Source organism: Bacillus sp. 11B20 (genome assembly GCF_056098985.1).
In genome coordinates this window covers 24,266-39,002 of record NZ_JBLZWZ010000005.1, presented here as the reverse complement: position 1 = coordinate 39,002, position 14,737 = coordinate 24,266, and the positions used below count along the sequence as shown (strand labels likewise).

General features: G+C 39.9%; 19 protein-coding genes. All 19 read right to left on the bottom strand.

Translation table 11 applies throughout. The annotated features are described in order from the left end of the window. Positions 1–23: 23 nt before the first annotated feature. Positions 24–1,412 (bottom strand): amino acid permease, encoded by a 1,389-nt coding sequence (locus tag ACN6NB_RS01045; protein WP_039176097.1) that lies wholly within the window; start codon positions 1,410–1,412, stop codon positions 24–26. Between the two features lie 218 nt (positions 1,413–1,630). Beyond that, positions 1,631–2,389, bottom strand: coding sequence for a DUF4097 family beta strand repeat-containing protein (locus tag ACN6NB_RS01040; RefSeq protein ID WP_144495638.1), 759 nt, complete (start codon positions 2,387–2,389; stop codon positions 1,631–1,633). Between the two features lie 26 nt (positions 2,390–2,415). Further along, entirely contained in the window at positions 2,416–3,099 is a 684-nt protein-coding gene (locus ACN6NB_RS01035) for a bacitracin ABC transporter permease (RefSeq protein ID WP_268473039.1), read from the bottom strand. Between the two features lie 50 nt (positions 3,100–3,149). Further along, a complete protein-coding gene (locus ACN6NB_RS01030) occupies positions 3,150–3,782 on the bottom strand; it encodes a TetR/AcrR family transcriptional regulator (RefSeq protein WP_268473343.1) in 633 nt (210 codons plus the stop codon). A 198-nt stretch (positions 3,783–3,980) separates the two neighbouring features. Next, positions 3,981–4,925 (bottom strand): alpha/beta fold hydrolase, encoded by a 945-nt coding sequence (locus ACN6NB_RS01025; RefSeq protein ID WP_474253186.1) that lies wholly within the window; start codon positions 4,923–4,925, stop codon positions 3,981–3,983. 54 nt (positions 4,926–4,979) lie between these two features. After that, the gene (locus tag ACN6NB_RS01020) at positions 4,980–5,279 is read right to left on the bottom strand and encodes a hypothetical protein (protein WP_039176087.1); all 300 of its coding nucleotides are present in this window, start codon (positions 5,277–5,279) and stop codon (positions 4,980–4,982) included. After that, complete coding sequence (locus tag ACN6NB_RS01015) at positions 5,276–5,491, bottom strand: helix-turn-helix transcriptional regulator (RefSeq protein WP_039176085.1); 216 nt, start codon at positions 5,489–5,491, stop codon at positions 5,276–5,278. The genes ACN6NB_RS01020 and ACN6NB_RS01015 overlap by 4 nt, the downstream gene beginning before the upstream one ends. A gap of 187 nt (positions 5,492–5,678) precedes the next feature. After that, positions 5,679–6,284: an ABC-2 transporter permease gene (locus ACN6NB_RS01010; RefSeq protein ID WP_212044570.1), complete on the bottom strand. Its 606-nt coding sequence runs from the start codon at positions 6,282–6,284 to the stop codon at positions 5,679–5,681. Next, on the bottom strand, positions 6,268–7,143 hold the full coding sequence (locus ACN6NB_RS01005) for an ABC transporter ATP-binding protein (RefSeq protein WP_474253185.1): 876 nt from the start codon (positions 7,141–7,143) through the stop codon (positions 6,268–6,270). Before ACN6NB_RS01005 ends, ACN6NB_RS01010 begins: the two co-directional genes overlap by 17 nt. A gap of 5 nt (positions 7,144–7,148) precedes the next feature. After that, positions 7,149–7,520 carry a GntR family transcriptional regulator gene (locus ACN6NB_RS01000; RefSeq protein WP_039176077.1) on the bottom strand — a complete coding sequence of 124 codons (372 nt, stop codon included), beginning with the start codon at positions 7,518–7,520 and terminating at the stop codon, positions 7,149–7,151. Positions 7,521–7,689: 169 nt separating this feature from the next. Beyond that, positions 7,690–8,817 (bottom strand): DUF418 domain-containing protein, encoded by a 1,128-nt coding sequence (locus ACN6NB_RS00995; RefSeq protein WP_064498193.1) that lies wholly within the window; start codon positions 8,815–8,817, stop codon positions 7,690–7,692. Positions 8,818–8,957: 140 nt separating this feature from the next. Next, entirely contained in the window at positions 8,958–9,131 is a 174-nt protein-coding gene (locus ACN6NB_RS00990; RefSeq protein ID WP_285604398.1) for a hypothetical protein, read from the bottom strand. Between the two features lie 157 nt (positions 9,132–9,288). Then, on the bottom strand, positions 9,289–9,804 hold the full coding sequence (locus tag ACN6NB_RS00985; RefSeq protein WP_260775219.1) for a HEAT repeat domain-containing protein: 516 nt from the start codon (positions 9,802–9,804) through the stop codon (positions 9,289–9,291). A gap of 19 nt (positions 9,805–9,823) precedes the next feature. After that, positions 9,824–11,245, bottom strand: a complete 1,422-nt coding sequence (gene skfF, locus ACN6NB_RS00980; protein WP_474253184.1) for a sporulation killing factor system integral membrane protein — start codon at positions 11,243–11,245, stop codon at positions 9,824–9,826. Further along, positions 11,238–11,960: an ABC transporter ATP-binding protein gene (locus ACN6NB_RS00975; protein WP_474253183.1), complete on the bottom strand. Its 723-nt coding sequence runs from the start codon at positions 11,958–11,960 to the stop codon at positions 11,238–11,240. The genes skfF and ACN6NB_RS00975 overlap by 8 nt, the downstream gene beginning before the upstream one ends. A 203-nt stretch (positions 11,961–12,163) precedes the next feature. After that, positions 12,164–12,565 carry a RidA family protein gene (locus ACN6NB_RS00970; protein ID WP_047204169.1) on the bottom strand — a complete coding sequence of 134 codons (402 nt, stop codon included), beginning with the start codon at positions 12,563–12,565 and terminating at the stop codon, positions 12,164–12,166. 115 nt (positions 12,566–12,680) lie between these two features. After that, entirely contained in the window at positions 12,681–13,445 is a 765-nt protein-coding gene (locus ACN6NB_RS00965; RefSeq protein WP_474253182.1) for an ABC transporter permease, read from the bottom strand. Next, entirely contained in the window at positions 13,442–14,359 is a 918-nt protein-coding gene (locus tag ACN6NB_RS00960) for an ABC transporter ATP-binding protein (protein WP_474253181.1), read from the bottom strand. Before ACN6NB_RS00960 ends, ACN6NB_RS00965 begins: the two co-directional genes overlap by 4 nt. A 14-nt stretch (positions 14,360–14,373) precedes the next feature. Beyond that, positions 14,374–14,565: a PLD nuclease N-terminal domain-containing protein gene (locus ACN6NB_RS00955; RefSeq protein WP_474253180.1), complete on the bottom strand. Its 192-nt coding sequence runs from the start codon at positions 14,563–14,565 to the stop codon at positions 14,374–14,376. Positions 14,566–14,737: the final 172 nt, after the last annotated feature.

Below are 14,737 nucleotides of genomic sequence, written 5' to 3'. Positions count from 1 at the left end.
GGTCCACTCCGCAAGGCTTTTGATTATTTCACCGTTTGATCAGAAGAAGCTGTTTCAATCGGTTTCCGTTTCCCAATTCCAAATACAAAAAAGCTAAGCGCCACTAAAATCAAGAACCCAATTGCTACAATAAGAGAAATACGCGTATCCTGATTAATGAGCATAAACACAAGTACCATTACTAAGAATCCGATTGTAAGATAGTTAGAAAACGGTGCTAGCGGCATCTTGAACGGATGCTGATCAAGCGCTGCTCCCTTCGCCTTTCTGAAGCCAATATGACTAATCAAAATGACAAACCAAGGCACCATCCCAGGAAGAACACTCGCACTATACACATAGACGAAAATGTTTGGCGGAGAAACATAATTCAGAACAACTCCTATCGCTAGACCAATCAGCACAGCGAATGTCCCAAAATACGGTACACCATTTTTCGAAATTTTTGTAAAGAAAGCAGGCGCCTGACCATTTACACCTAATGTATAAAGCATACGGCCCGCACTGAAAATACCACTATTACAGCCTGACATCGCTGCTGTAATCACAACAAAGTTAATAATACCTGCCGCTGCTGTAATTCCGATCTTCGCAAACGTCGCCACAAATGGACTGCCAAGCGTATTCAGCTGATCCCACGGATACACAGTCACAATGACAAAGATCGCACCGATATAGAAAATCAAAATACGCCAGATGATACTTTTGATGGCATTGGTCAGCGTCTTTTCTGGATTTTGTGCTTCACCTGCTGTAATCCCAATCAGCTCAACACCCTGGTAGGCAGCAATGACGAGCGACAATGCAAACAAGAACCCGGTAAATCCACCTGTAAAGAACCCGCCGTGCGCCCACAGATTAGACAAGCCAATAGGCGTCCCGCCATTTCCAAATCCGAAGAAAATAATGCCTAGACCTGCAACAATCATCAAGATAATCGTCACAATTTTGATCATCGCAAACCAAAATTCAAATTCACCGAACGACTTAACCGAAATCAAGTTGGCCGCTCCTAAAATGATCATCGCAATTAACCCTGGAATCCACGCAGGCAGCTCTGGGAACCAATATTTCATATAAGCCCCAACAGCAATAATTTCAGACATTCCAACAATGACCCACTGGAACCAGTTACTCCAAGCCGTCATATACCCTGCAAGCGGATGAATATATTGATGCCCGAATGTAGCAAACGACCCTGTACTCGGCTCAAGATATAACATTTCTCCCATCGCTCGCATAATAAAAAAGATAAAAATACCACACACTGCGTACGCTAGAAGAACCGATGGACCTGTCCATTGAATGGCCTTCGCTGACCCCATAAATAAGCCAACACCGATTGTGCCGCCAAGAGCGATCATTTGAATATGGCGGGCACTTAACCCTCTCTTTAATTCCTTTTGAGCCACTTTTCTTCCCCCTCATCAACAAACAACATAAAAAATAAAAATCAGAATTTTCATTCTGATTGAGAAACATCAATCTTTCGATGTATATTATCATAATAAATCTACCCTTAAAAAACAATTGTTTTTTTGAGGAAAACACTATTAACAAAATATTCTGACATAAAAAGAGTTTCAAATTGTTTTATATTGATATATTGAATCAAGGGAAGAAAGTTCCTTCAATGCTGATGACTTAATAGAAAATGACCACCTCTTATATCAACCTCAAAGGATCTTTGTCCATTCTTATGCACCAAGTTTTTCTGCTCTCGATAACAAAGAAAGTCATTCTGAAAAGTGCCAGATCTTTTCTTTACATAACAAGTAAACCCATCATTTTCTGGAATCGCCACTTTGACATATGCTCCAGTTGAAATAGACTTAAGTGAATGTAGCATGCTTGTAGAATGAATTTGTATCCTTCTACCTGTTACATGCAGATCAACATCTGAGAAAGCACCCGTCAACTCACCTTTTGACGATGTGGCGTGCAATGACAATGTCTGCGCGGCCAGCTGCCGGCTAGAAATAAGTCCACCAACTGTCTCTAAATGGAGACGCTTGATTTCACCTGCTAGCAACGTCTTTCCAGAAGTTAAATGAACATAGGCATTTTCCACATTCAGTTCTTCCGCCTGAAGATTTGCTCCTTTACAACGAATGGACATAGACTGTATTTGATTTTTCGGAAGATAAATAGTGAGATCTGTTTGATAAAGGTGCAGTCCTAAGCTGAATATTCTTTTTCGTCTATCTTGAATGACCAGCCGCCCACCTTTTACCTGATGATGCAGCAAATAGCGCTTTGGAAAGACTTGATTGGTCGTTTGACGAATGATGAGATAAGGATGATCATGGTGATGGATACGCACCTCTCCGAGCAGCCAATCAAGCGATAATTCTACGACCAATTCTTCAATTTGAACCGTATGCTCCACATGTCTCCCTCCTTTTTCATCGTGGCTTATCTCGCTTGAAGCCGGGTGATACTGGCCCACAATTCCAACATTACAATCAGAACAGCTGCGACCATGACTCCTGACAAAATGACATTCATTTGATCATTTCCATCAACTGCGATACATACGTTTCCTAAAACAGCACATAGAACAATCGCAGTCATGATCGTCATGAAGGTAGATTTCTTCATTAATCCCACTCTCATCGCAATCATGCCAATACCATTGATACAGCAAGTAAACACTAGGTACGTTTTGATCACATTGAACATCACATCAGCAGTCAGCGCATCCTGAACAATAGGGAAGAACGTTTCAGTAACACTAAACACAATAAATGAAGGAATGATGCTACACAGCATAGCAATCGTAGAAAAACACAGCATCCAGACCATTCTCGGAAGGAGTGATGCTTTCAAACTTGGTGAATGAGTTTCATAGTCTTTCAATGTATTCACCACTACTCGACAATACATCCATGATGTGACGATCGAAAAAAAGATCATCCATACTATACTGGTCAACAAATAGATATTCGGATATTGCTGAAAACCTATTTCCTGTTCAACCCGTGCAGCAAACGCTGCAAAATAGATAAACACCAGCAGTACAATGCTTGCGATCATACTAGCTTGAATGTAATTTTTCATATGATTTTTTCTTAGCTCTAGTTTTATGAAGTGAAGCATAAGGCATCCTCCTATGAAATGAATTCTCCTTTTGTCTCTTATTTGACCAGTTAGATTTCAGGCTGATCATATCCACCAATCCCAGCATAATGCGCTGTGACCTTTTGAATGAATAGATCACTCACCACATCCACTCCAAGCCCTCTCATCATCTGTTGTAAAAACAGCAAACGCTGACTAGTTTCCTGTTGATCACGAGCAAATAGTGTTGGGTTCAGCCATATATTCACGAGAAGCATAAACACTTCTGCCACTTCACCAGGAAAAGCAGTCGTTATCGAACCATCCTCAATTCCTTCAAGAATCAGCTGTTTGATTTTAAGCGCATCCTCATTTACGCCTGCCTTCATTCCCTCAACCACAAATTGCGGGTTTTTGATCTGATCAACCAAGATCCCATCAATCGAATGAGATTGCGGATCTGCCACAAGCTGCTCTAAAATACGCTGCAGCTTCTCTTTCGCATGCGCTGCCTCTGTATGCTCAATCAAATCTTCAAGCTTCTCAGTCGCATGGCGAAATTGCCTCTCCATCACAGCACGTAATATTTCTTCCTTCGATTTGAAATGATGATAAATAGCCCCTTTAGACATATTCAATTCATGGATGATATCCTGCAAACTTGTCTTTTCGAATCCTTTTTCCTGAAACAGCTTCGTCGACACATCTAAAATTTGCTGGATCGTCTTTTCTGGATATTTATTTCTGGCCAATTAAAACGCCTCCTTTTACATACCGACCGTTGGTATGTATTTTAATCCACTACATGATAAACTGTCAATATCGGTTCTTTATATAAAATAAAAAAAGACCGCTCACACGGTCTTCTCGAGTTCAAACTGAACATCGGCAATGCCGAAGCCCCACCAGAGAATCCCTCACTATCGGTGACTCTCGTTGATAGATAGAAATTCTCTAAAATCAGCTGCTATTTCCTTAGATTTCGTATGATGCAAATAATGGCCGCCTTTGAAAGTAACAACTTTTCCGTGATCTACATTTTTCAGAAGATCTTCATGCATTGGTTTCCAGCTTGGTGTTTCTTCCTCCGTTTCATCCGCTAAGTAGAAAACAACGGGGAGATTCTTAGGGAAATGTAAGCGTTGAGCGTTTTTAAAATTATGTCTAAAGTTTTCCGCCTCACTAGCTTGGCTTTCATCCAAGAAATTGCGGAAGGTCAGCATTTTAATCTGATCTTTCGTTTGATCATCCACGTTAGGCATCACGAGTTGATCTGGATTCATTTTCACTATCAATCTGTAAAAACCGGATTGATGAAGCAGCTGCAAGCTGGAAACCGGCAATTCATCCGTTTCCTGCTTCGGAACACTATTATCAATTCCAACAAATGCTTTCACTTCTTTTTCATATTGATTTACATATTCTAGTCCATAAATGCCAAAAATCGAATGCCCCATCAACGTATACCTTTTAATGTTGAGCTTCTGCAAACATTCATGAATCTCATCTACAATGTTTTGACTTGTGCGTACTTTATCTGTATCGTCACTTAAACCATATCCAAATGGTTCAATCACTACGACTCTATAATATGGTGATAATTCATTTACTAGCGGCATAAAATCCAGCACGGGTGAAGCAGTTCCATAGCCCGGAAGAAGTATAATCGTTTCTTTCCCATCGCCTTGAATGAGCACATTCATCTGCTTCCCGTCCACCAAAACCTTTTGCCCATAATCTTCTATTTTCCCCTTCTCCCTTTCATTACTAATGAGGTTTACAAAGTAAACAGTAGCTAGAAAAACAACCATGACCGTGATAAGAGTACATATAGATATCAACATGATTCTCAATATTTTTTTCATTGGTTTTTCTCTTCCCTTCATGATGAAGAACTCTAGCTTACATCCAGCGATGAATTAATATTTCCTTTCACAATAGATGATACCGATTGTATTTGCGCAAACACTTGATACATACATAAACGTAATCGCTATATAAAACCATTCTCTTGGAGATGAGAATTGATGGACCGAAGCTTGGATAACAGCAACCAATATATAGGCTATGGCAATACCTATAATAGAAAAACTTCCTGCTTTCGCTAAAATAAATTGACCTCGTTCATCATGTTTATATTCACGACTTTTCTTAAATTGAAAGGCCGTGCTTATAACAGAAAGGATAATCAAAGAATAAAGAATGATCGTCGTCATCATTGTTGTTCCTCCTTGTCGACCTCTTGAAATACATCATACAAATCAACTTCAAATGTTCTAGCAATTTGAAATGCTAGTTTTAAAGACAAAGAATATTTACCATTTTCAATCGCTGCCACTGTTTGACGAGTCACACCTAACTTCTCTGCCAAATCCTTTTGTGTCCAGTCTTTTTCAGCTCGTAACACCTTGATTCTATTTTTTATCTCCATTTCAAATTCCTTTCTTGAAGGATACTTTACTTAACATAATGTTAAAAATAATTAACATTATGTTAAGTAATCATAACCTCTTTTCTAATGTATGTCAATTTCACTTGATTCAAAAAAGAAGAATCATCCATTTTGAAAGCTCTGCCTCAAAATGAATGATTCTCAATAAATGATGTTATCATCTGTCTTAAAAAACTTTTCTTTGGTAAATCGCAGTAGAAAGCCCCCAAGACAGCAGGTAGAAAAGCATAATCAGCACAGCTGACCCCGTATATAACATAGGGATCGATAAATTCATAATAAAATCAGTGATCCCACTAAATTGCTCTGCTAAATAGAGAACAACAGGCGGTCCCATAGCAGATAATACGATAAAGCCAATGATCACTGCCGTTGTGATATAACCGGGCTTTAAGATATAAAACAATGGAAACGTACACGCCGCGAACAATAAAAACAACCCACTGCCAATCGCAATATCTGACAGCGAAAACAGCTTCCCAAAAACAAATAATGCAGCACTTGTCAGCACGATCGCAATACTCATATAGAAAATGGCGCCAAGATAACGTGATGCGATAATTTCTTTACGTGTATAGGGTAAGGAGTTTAATAGAATATTCGTTTCTGCCTTTTCATCATATGCATATGTGTTAAATGGAATGAAGACACTAGCAACTAGAAACGTCAATACTGGATGGACATCCATGAATATAAAAAATAAGATAAACGGAATAAAAATAAGTAACTGCTTCTTTTGCAAAATCACATCACGCTTAATTAAATGAAACATGCGCAACCCCACCTTTCAAATAAAACATGATATCCTCAAGCGACGCCGGTTCAATCACAACAGCATCCCCAAAAATAAGTTTCACTTCATCAATCCGATCGGTTAATGCTTCAAATCCGGCTGCTGTACGCTGGATATGGACAAAGGCCTTTTCTGTGTCTCGATCCAATAACTCTAGGCTTCCTTTCACAAGCGCATAACTTTCTGCCACTTCATGAACCGACTGTTGAAAGACCAATCTTCCATTTTGTATAAACGCAATATAATCCGCAATCCGGTCTAAATCAGTCGTCACATGCGTCGAGAAAAAGATCGTCCGATTTCCATCAATCATCAATTCTTGTAACGTGCTGAGCAGCTCTCTTCTAAAAACCGGATCTAAACCAGCAGTTGGTTCATCCATGATAATCAGCTCTGCATGATGTGACAGCGCAATCGCAAGCGACGCCTTCATCTGCATCCCTTTTGAAAATGTTTTGATCGCTTTATTCAGCGGCAAACCAAACTGTTCAATATATTGGTCAAAAAGCTGGTCATCCCAGCGTTTATAGGCAGGTGCCACAATTCGTTTGATGTCTTTTAAATTTAATCCTGGAAAAAAAACGTTAGCATCGTAAACAAAGCCGATTCGTTCCTTAATCTCTTTTTCATGAGTATGATAATCCAATCCAAAAACCTTGATGTCACCTGAATCGGGTTTTAACAAATTCATGATCATTTTAATGGTGGTCGACTTACCCGCTCCATTCTCTCCAATAAACCCTGTAACAAATCCTTTCTTAACTTGTAAATCTAGATTCTGAACTGAAAAATCCTTGAATCGTTTCGAAACTCCTGTGAATTCAATCACATGCTCCACTCATCTCACTCCTCATATAAGAACTTTAATAACTGCTGCAATTCATCAAAAGATAAGCCTAATTCCTTCCCGTTTGTGACAACCGCTCCAAGCTGTTCCTCGATCACCTTCAATTTCTTCTCTCTCATCACTTCTACGTTTTGTTCAGCAACAAAAGATCCCTTGCCTACAATTGAATAAATAAATCCTGCCTTCTCTAACTCTTCATACGCTCGCTTTGTTGTAATCACGCTAATTTGTAGATCCTTCGCCAGCTTGCGAATAGACGGCAGTGCTGCGCCTTCTGCAAGCTCACCCGTTAAAATCATCGATTTGATTTGATTCGTAATTTGCTCATAGATGGGCTCCTTAGAATGGTTTGAAATCGTAATTTGCATATAAAAACCTCTTTTTTCACATAGTTAGAACAAAATATTGTATATACACTATATATACATTATATACACACTAAAAGAATAATCAACCATTTTAAAAAATGTTCTCCTCATTTTTTAAAAATAAAAAACCGCACAGCCCAAAAGCCATACGGTTCTTTAACAAAATGCTTTATTTCCAATATACCCATTTTCCCATAAGCCACTCCACAGGACCTCTTCTCCATTTTTTCAAATAGAGATAGCTGATGAACAGCTGTGCTGTGTACAGTCCGACAGCAAGAAGTAGCCCAAACATTGAACCCAATTGTCCAAATAGACCAAGTCCATAAGAATAGAAAATCGTTGTACAAATAATCGACTGCGCTAAATAGTTTGATAGAGACAAACGGCCAAGCCCTGCAAGCAGACGTTTCAACCCTTGTGCAGCCTTTGAATAGTAAAAAACAATAAAGGCTTGAATATAACCGATCGTCAGGACATAGGCTCCTAACGTGAACACCATTTCACTCCAAGGAGCATCAATAAACGTCGCACATTTTAAAGCAAGCCCGATGATAATCATCCAAACCCAGCCTTTACGATAAGCCATGCCTCGATCTTCTTCTGTCAAATGACCCTTTTTCCCGATCGCCATGCCAAGCAGTGCAAATGGACCGATCATGATAGGAGCATAGAGAAGACTTAAAATTGGTGTCATAGTAAGTGTTACAATTGCCATAATGATGGAGACGATTACCATATCATCTTCAATTGTAATCCGGCTCAATACAATATCGCCATATGTACCAGTCCCATATACATTCGTTAATAAATCAGGATTTCCGTAAATAAAATTCATTAGAGATGGATAAATCACTAAAGATAAGGCACCTAAAATACCCGACCATATAAACACTGTTTTGATTCGGCTGTTTATAAACATCATTAGGAAAAACGTACAAGCTCCATAATAGAGAAGAATGTCGCCACTCCAAATGAAGATTAAATGCAGCATTCCAAGCACAATCAGACCAAAACCACGGCGAACGACAATGGCATTCGTATTTAGCCCCTTGGCCTTCGTCGATTCAATCAGCTTGATAAAAGAATACCCAAACAAAAAGGAAAAGATCGGATAAAAAGACCCCTGGAACAAAATTTCCGTCACATATACACCGAATTCCTGCCCCCAAAAACTCGAATCAAACATTTTCTCAAAATCATAATCATATTGAAAATTAAGCATATTCACGATCAAAATACCTAATAAACTAAAACCACGTAAACTATCAATAAACTCAACCCTAGATCCCTTCAACTCGACAGCTCCTTCGGACAATATAAAGATAAAGCATATTTATCCTACCACACTTTTAAAAAATTGGTTCATATCCCCATGTGAAAAGGTGTGTTTTAAGGTAAATTTAATAAAAAAACCTAGAATATACATTCTAGGTATCATACTGAATAATTATGACTTTCTTCTTTCCGCAGCATTCGCTTCAAATAAAACAACATTCCCAAACCGAATAAAATCAACGCCATTTCCCAGTCTGCAGAAATCAGCAAAACCGCTCCAACACCTGCGAAAAAAATGACGTTTCTTTTTAATTCTTTGTTTGATTGAAACAACACTCTCTCCTCCTTGATACTTACTAACCAAATGAATGTTTTTCTAACCAGCCGGTATCTCCCTTTTTCCAAGCTATTCATTGACTCTAAAAACTCCTTTGATCTTAAGGGCAAATCCAAGGAAGATGCTCAGGCCAGTTGAGTTTCTGCGTTCCCACTATTCATCCCCCTTATCTTTTAGCTGAAAGGCGATGATTTTTCCTAATGCTTCCTCTGCAGCAAAAGGAGTAACGCTGCCTGTTGGATTTTCTTGTTCTTGTTTTAAACACTCGTACATGTTTTTTTCAATTTTTGATGGATCAATCCAAGAGATACACCATGATGCCCAGAAACAAGTAGGTCCCTCATAACGTTTAGCCAGTTGCAGAAGGAAGGGCAAACTGGGCTGACCAATCCTCATGAGTGACATTGCAGCGGCCATTCTTGTATCTTCTTCGTCACTTTCTAATAGCCGAGCTAGCGGTTCTGCTGCGTCCCCCGCATCTGCTCCAAATTCACCAAGTACAGCTGCTGCAATGTTCCGCAGAGAGCCTTTTTCTTTTAAAGCCTCAACAAGGACGGGCACTGCATCTTTTCCATATTTTCTTAAATCTCCTATTGCTTGAACGATCGTTACTTCATTTGTATTGGCCAATTGTTGAACGGATTGAGACAGCTTATTTTCTGGTTTCATTTACAATCAACTCCTCTTTTTAATGAACCGCGCGGTATCGATAACAAAGCACATAAAATCCAGCTCCAGCCACTAGGGATACAATTGTAGTTAACAAGCCATCAGTGATGAGATGAATGCTAATCATGACCATAGCACTGATCACAGACGCAAATACCAATGATCGATAATAGGCGGCCAAAGCAAAACTCCTTTCTCGTCTCAGAGGCTGCATAAAGGCAAAGAGTCGTATGGCCAAAAACCATATATAAACTCCTCCACCAAATAAGGTCCAATACAAAAAATCCTGAATCTCAACCAAATAAAGAGAAATCAAGTAGAAAGCATACAGCCAAAAGGTTTGAAACACCTCTAACAGAATGATTTTTTGATATAAAACGCCTGGAAAAAGGTAAAGCGCTCCTGTTTGCGCATGTCTTACAATCCCTGCATAATATGAACTAAAAAGAACGGATGCCGCGATGACGATCAAGAATAGATTCAGCCAATCTGAAAAATAAGTAAAGACAACATAGTAAGTACCAATTAACAGCATAGTAGATAGTACATGGAAAATCATATACTTTTTTATCAGCAATAATTCAATCCAAAGAAAAGCCCAAACGCCCGTTAATGCTGGAAGTCCCCACCATGTCCTGCTCTTTTTTTGAACGATTGGACTTGATTGAATATGTTTCCCCTCAAATTCCTCCCAAAATACTGCCTCCTTGACTAAAGACTCCTTCATCTCTAAACGATGACTAGCACTGTACATCATCATGAAAGATAGAAACATCACTCCAATAAAAATCAAGACAGAAAGAATGGAAAACTCTTCGATCATACGTCCAACTTGAAACATTAAAGAATCAGCAATGTTCATCAATGAAGGCTGTTTCATCACCAATTGATTCAAAACAAGTAGTGCAAAGCTGAAAAACATCAAGACAAAACCGAGTAAGAGCAAACGCTTGTATACTCGAATGGTTCTAGCACAAGAAACCGCAATCATCCAAGTTTCGACCAAACATAACAGCCCTGTCAGAATGAATGATTTTCCAAGCAGAAACGGGTACTGCTGCGTCATAAAAAACAGAAGAAGGTCCGCAGCCAAAGCAGAGATAATGATAAGAGCTCCTCGCCAGAAAATGTGATACATCCACACACTGATAACAACCGTCCATAAAGAAGCGCCATTTCCATATAACCAAATGATATCGTTCATTTGGCTAGGCAGCCGGTTCGTAAACAAACCAACCCCCGTATAAAGAACAAACAAACAGATAATGATCCATCCAGCTGTACCCGTATTCCAATCACCCATACTTGAAACTGCGCTTAGCTGAAAACCAATTGCCGCTATGAAAAGAAGTAAGATCAGAAAAGGCATTTTCTTTTCTTGATTTTTACTGATTAAGCGCCTTTGAGATTTCATCCATAAAAGGGAGAGTGTGTTATTCACTTGACCACTCCCCCAAAAGTTGAATAACTTCTGCCCTCCACTCAACCTGTTCTTCCTTTAATTGAGGAACATCCATACTCTTCATGATGGCACCGTCTCGAATCAATACCACCCTACTGGCTGTATCGAGAACGAACTCCAGACTATGAGTCGACACAAAGACCGACCCACCTTGACTGCTTTTTTGTCTCAGCCAATCCGACAGCCACTGTTTAGACGGAATATCTAACCCGACAGTCGGTTCATCTAATATAAAAAGGGAGGCATCTTGAACAATGGCTCCTGCTAAGACGACACGCTGCTTTTGGCCTCTTGAAAGCCTTCCGCACAGTTCATTCATCTTCTTTTCCATATGTACTTCTTTCAACGCTTCATATACCTTTTCCTTGATCTGTTTTAAGCCTTTATGATATCCACGTGCACGGAATTGAACATGTTCAGCAGCCGTTAAGTCTGGATACAAATACGGCTGATCAGGAATAAGAGCTACTTGTTTTTGGACATGGGAATGACCAGGCGGGAAACCCTCTATGAGAATTTCCCCTCCATCTGGTTTATATAGACCTGTTAAACACCGAATCGTTGTCGTCTTCCCGGCACCATTAGGCCCAAGCAGCGCCACAACCTCACCTGCTTCGATGGAAAATGACAGATCCTCTATCCCATCACCATTGCTATATCGTTTGCTTACATTCTGAACCTCCATGAATGGCATCAAATCTCTCCTTTTGATTAGAGTGATGTATGCTTATCTATGGTGTGTTAAAAATCAAAAACGAATGTCATTAGACCCACTATTCATTAACCCTAATATTACCATATAGAGAATAACAAGGTAATAGGAATGAGGTAATCTATTCTATATACAACGGGAAATATACAAAAAAAAGATTGGGTTGCTGCATCCCAATCTTTTATCTATTCACCCAAAACCATCTCCTGACACGCCCAAGCATCCACCTCTACCTTTAAAGCAGGGGAAGCCAATGCCACTACATAAATCATCGTCATACAAGGTAGGTGATCGCCTAAAAACTGTCCCATGATTTGTTTCCTGCTCTCTGCATCGAACTCTCCAACGAGATAAAATACTAGTTTCGTTATATCTTCCACAGCCATATCTGCCGCTTCAACGTTTCGCTTCACATTCTCTAACGCTAGTTCGAGCTGCTCCAACGGGCTCTCTGGGATTGTCCCATCCGCTTCCATCCCCACCTGACCTGATAGGGTTAACCACCGCTGAGGTCCTGTTGTTTCTATTTGATGGGTATATGGTGCGACTGGCGGATGAATGGTCTCAGGATTACGTGATGTTCTCATAAATAAAAACCTCTTTTCTGAAAATACAGTCAATTTTTATCATCATATCAAACTTTCTACCATATTCAGATTTTTATGCTCATGGTAATCCTGAAGAAACAATGGCAACAGCCTGCTATAATTCTTGTTTTCTAAAAAGAAAACATCCGACGAGAAAAAAGAAAACAATCAATACCGATACACCTAGAAAACTTGTAAGTGCCTGATCCGAATAAGTCCCTTTATGAATCATCTCTTCGGCTGCACTTGTCACGCCTTTAGGCGCAAACTTCCCTAATGTCTCTTCATAAAATGAAGGAACGGTAAACAGAATAAGGTTGATCAAAAGCGACACACCTCCAGCTGTGACAGAACGTTGAAAGAATGCCGAAGCACAAATGGTCGATACCACAATCAGCAATAAATTTGGATAATAAAGAAGTGTTCCTTTTAACACATTGACCCAATCCACATGACCAAATTGAATGTCCACATAATAAACAGAGGCAAGCACCGCCACCACCAAACTAAACAAGGTCAAACAGGAATAGGCACATATTTTCGAGACATAGTAACTCGTTCGACTGATCGGTTTCACCATAATCATCGCGGTCACTCCAGAGGCACGCTCTCCAGCGATCGTTCCCATCACGATCATAATCAGGATAAACACACCTAGCGAATCAAATTTACTCAATGCACTCGCCAAAGCCTCTCCAGCACTAGGCTCTGGTATATAAAATGTAGACCCTACAGGTAAATTAGCTGATTTCGATAGAAGATCCGGCAGCATTTTGAGCGTAATAGGCTGCGTAATCATTAAAATCGTAAAAATGATTGGCACAAACAAAATTTTATAACTAGTGAATAACTCCCTAAATTCCTTTTTCAATATCATCATGCATTCACAACCTTCATGAAAATATCTTCAAGCGTCAGCTTAGATAGTCGATAATGGAGGAGCACACCCCCAGATTCAGTGATGAGACGAGGCAGCTCCTTCAACGCCATTTGTTGATCGTTCACTCGCACCTGATAAACATCTCCTGTTTCAATGCATTCCTCCACCCAATCCCGTTCTTTTAACAAAGCCACTAATTTCGTATTCTGTTGTTCTAATTGAAATTCAAACACTGGCTGGATATAGTCTTCTTTAATCTGTTTCATGGAAGAAGACATCTCAATTTTGCCGCTGTCGATCATGATAATATGATCCGCCACCCGCTCAATATCATCTAAAATATGGGTCGACATAAAGATCAGCATCTCATGCTTTAGACGCTCAATCAACGTCAGGACGTCTTTTCTTCCCATGGGATCAAGTGCAGACACAGGTTCATCCAAGATGAGAACCTTCGGGCTGTTGATAAGTGCCTGCGCAATGGCAAGCCTCTGCTTCATGCCTCCGCTATAGCTGCCAATGGCACGATCCTTCGCCTCATACACACCACAAAGCTTCAACAGCTCCTCTGTTTTGGAGCGAATGATGTTTTTCTCTAAATGAAATAACCCGCTAACCCAATGCATCCACTCCTGCCCCGTCATATCCTGATAAAATGCAGGATGCTGCGGACAATACCCAATCACATGACTGATTTGGTCCATCTCCTTTGTGACATCCAAACCAGCCACCTTTACGACACCAGAAGTAGGACGAGCAAGCCCTGTGAGAATCCGGATCGTTGTTGTCTTCCCCGCTCCATTGGCTCCTAAAAAGCCAACACATCCAGCCTCCCCAACAGAAAACGAAACATCTTTTAACACTTCATTCGGGCCATACGATTTCGTCAGCCCATGACACTCCAGCATATTCAAGCGAATCCCCCCTATTAAGATTGTTTACGACCAAAAATGAAATACACAATAGGACCGGCACTCGCCACAAACACAATCACCAAAGCCCAAACCCACTTCACTTCTCCCCTGATTCTCGATGGGTCTCTTTTCAACAAATCAAACAAACCAATCCCCATCAAAATCGCTTGCAGCAAAATAAGAGGTAATATCATCTTCATATCCATCCACGCCACTCCCTTTTCAAACGCCAATTTGTTTTGGTATCACTTCTTTTGACGACATGAAGAGAGAATTCGTTCAAATAGATTTTATTTTTATCGATCGAATGATCTACAAGATATAAAAAAGCCCAGTGAAGGTTAGTTCACTGGGCTTCTCTGTATTTTTTTACATTTT

Bases quoted from the DNA above. Each gene is read 5' to 3' on its own strand.
- ACN6NB_RS01035 (WP_268473039.1), bottom strand. From the start codon at position 3,099: ATGCTTCACTTCATAAAACTAGAGCTAAGAAAAAATCATATGAAAAAT.
- ACN6NB_RS01025 (WP_474253186.1), bottom strand. From the start codon at position 4,925: ATGAAAAAAATATTGAGAATCATGTTGATATCTATATGTACTCTTATC.
- ACN6NB_RS01020 (WP_039176087.1), bottom strand. From the start codon at position 5,279: ATGATGACGACGATCATTCTTTATTCTTTGATTATCCTTTCTGTTATA.
- ACN6NB_RS01015 (WP_039176085.1), bottom strand. From the start codon at position 5,491: ATGGAGATAAAAAATAGAATCAAGGTGTTACGAGCTGAAAAAGACTGG.
- ACN6NB_RS01010 (WP_212044570.1), bottom strand. From the start codon at position 6,284: ATGTTTCATTTAATTAAGCGTGATGTGATTTTGCAAAAGAAGCAGTTA.
- ACN6NB_RS01000 (WP_039176077.1), bottom strand. From the start codon at position 7,520: ATGCAAATTACGATTTCAAACCATTCTAAGGAGCCCATCTATGAGCAA.
- ACN6NB_RS00985 (WP_260775219.1), bottom strand. From the start codon at position 9,804: ATGAAACCAGAAAATAAGCTGTCTCAATCCGTTCAACAATTGGCCAAT.
- ACN6NB_RS00975 (WP_474253183.1), bottom strand. From the start codon at position 11,960: ATGCCATTCATGGAGGTTCAGAATGTAAGCAAACGATATAGCAATGGT.
- ACN6NB_RS00970 (WP_047204169.1), bottom strand. From the start codon at position 12,565: ATGAGAACATCACGTAATCCTGAGACCATTCATCCGCCAGTCGCACCA.
- ACN6NB_RS00965 (WP_474253182.1), bottom strand. From the start codon at position 13,445: ATGATGATATTGAAAAAGGAATTTAGGGAGTTATTCACTAGTTATAAA.
- ACN6NB_RS00955 (WP_474253180.1), bottom strand. From the start codon at position 14,565: ATGGATATGAAGATGATATTACCTCTTATTTTGCTGCAAGCGATTTTG.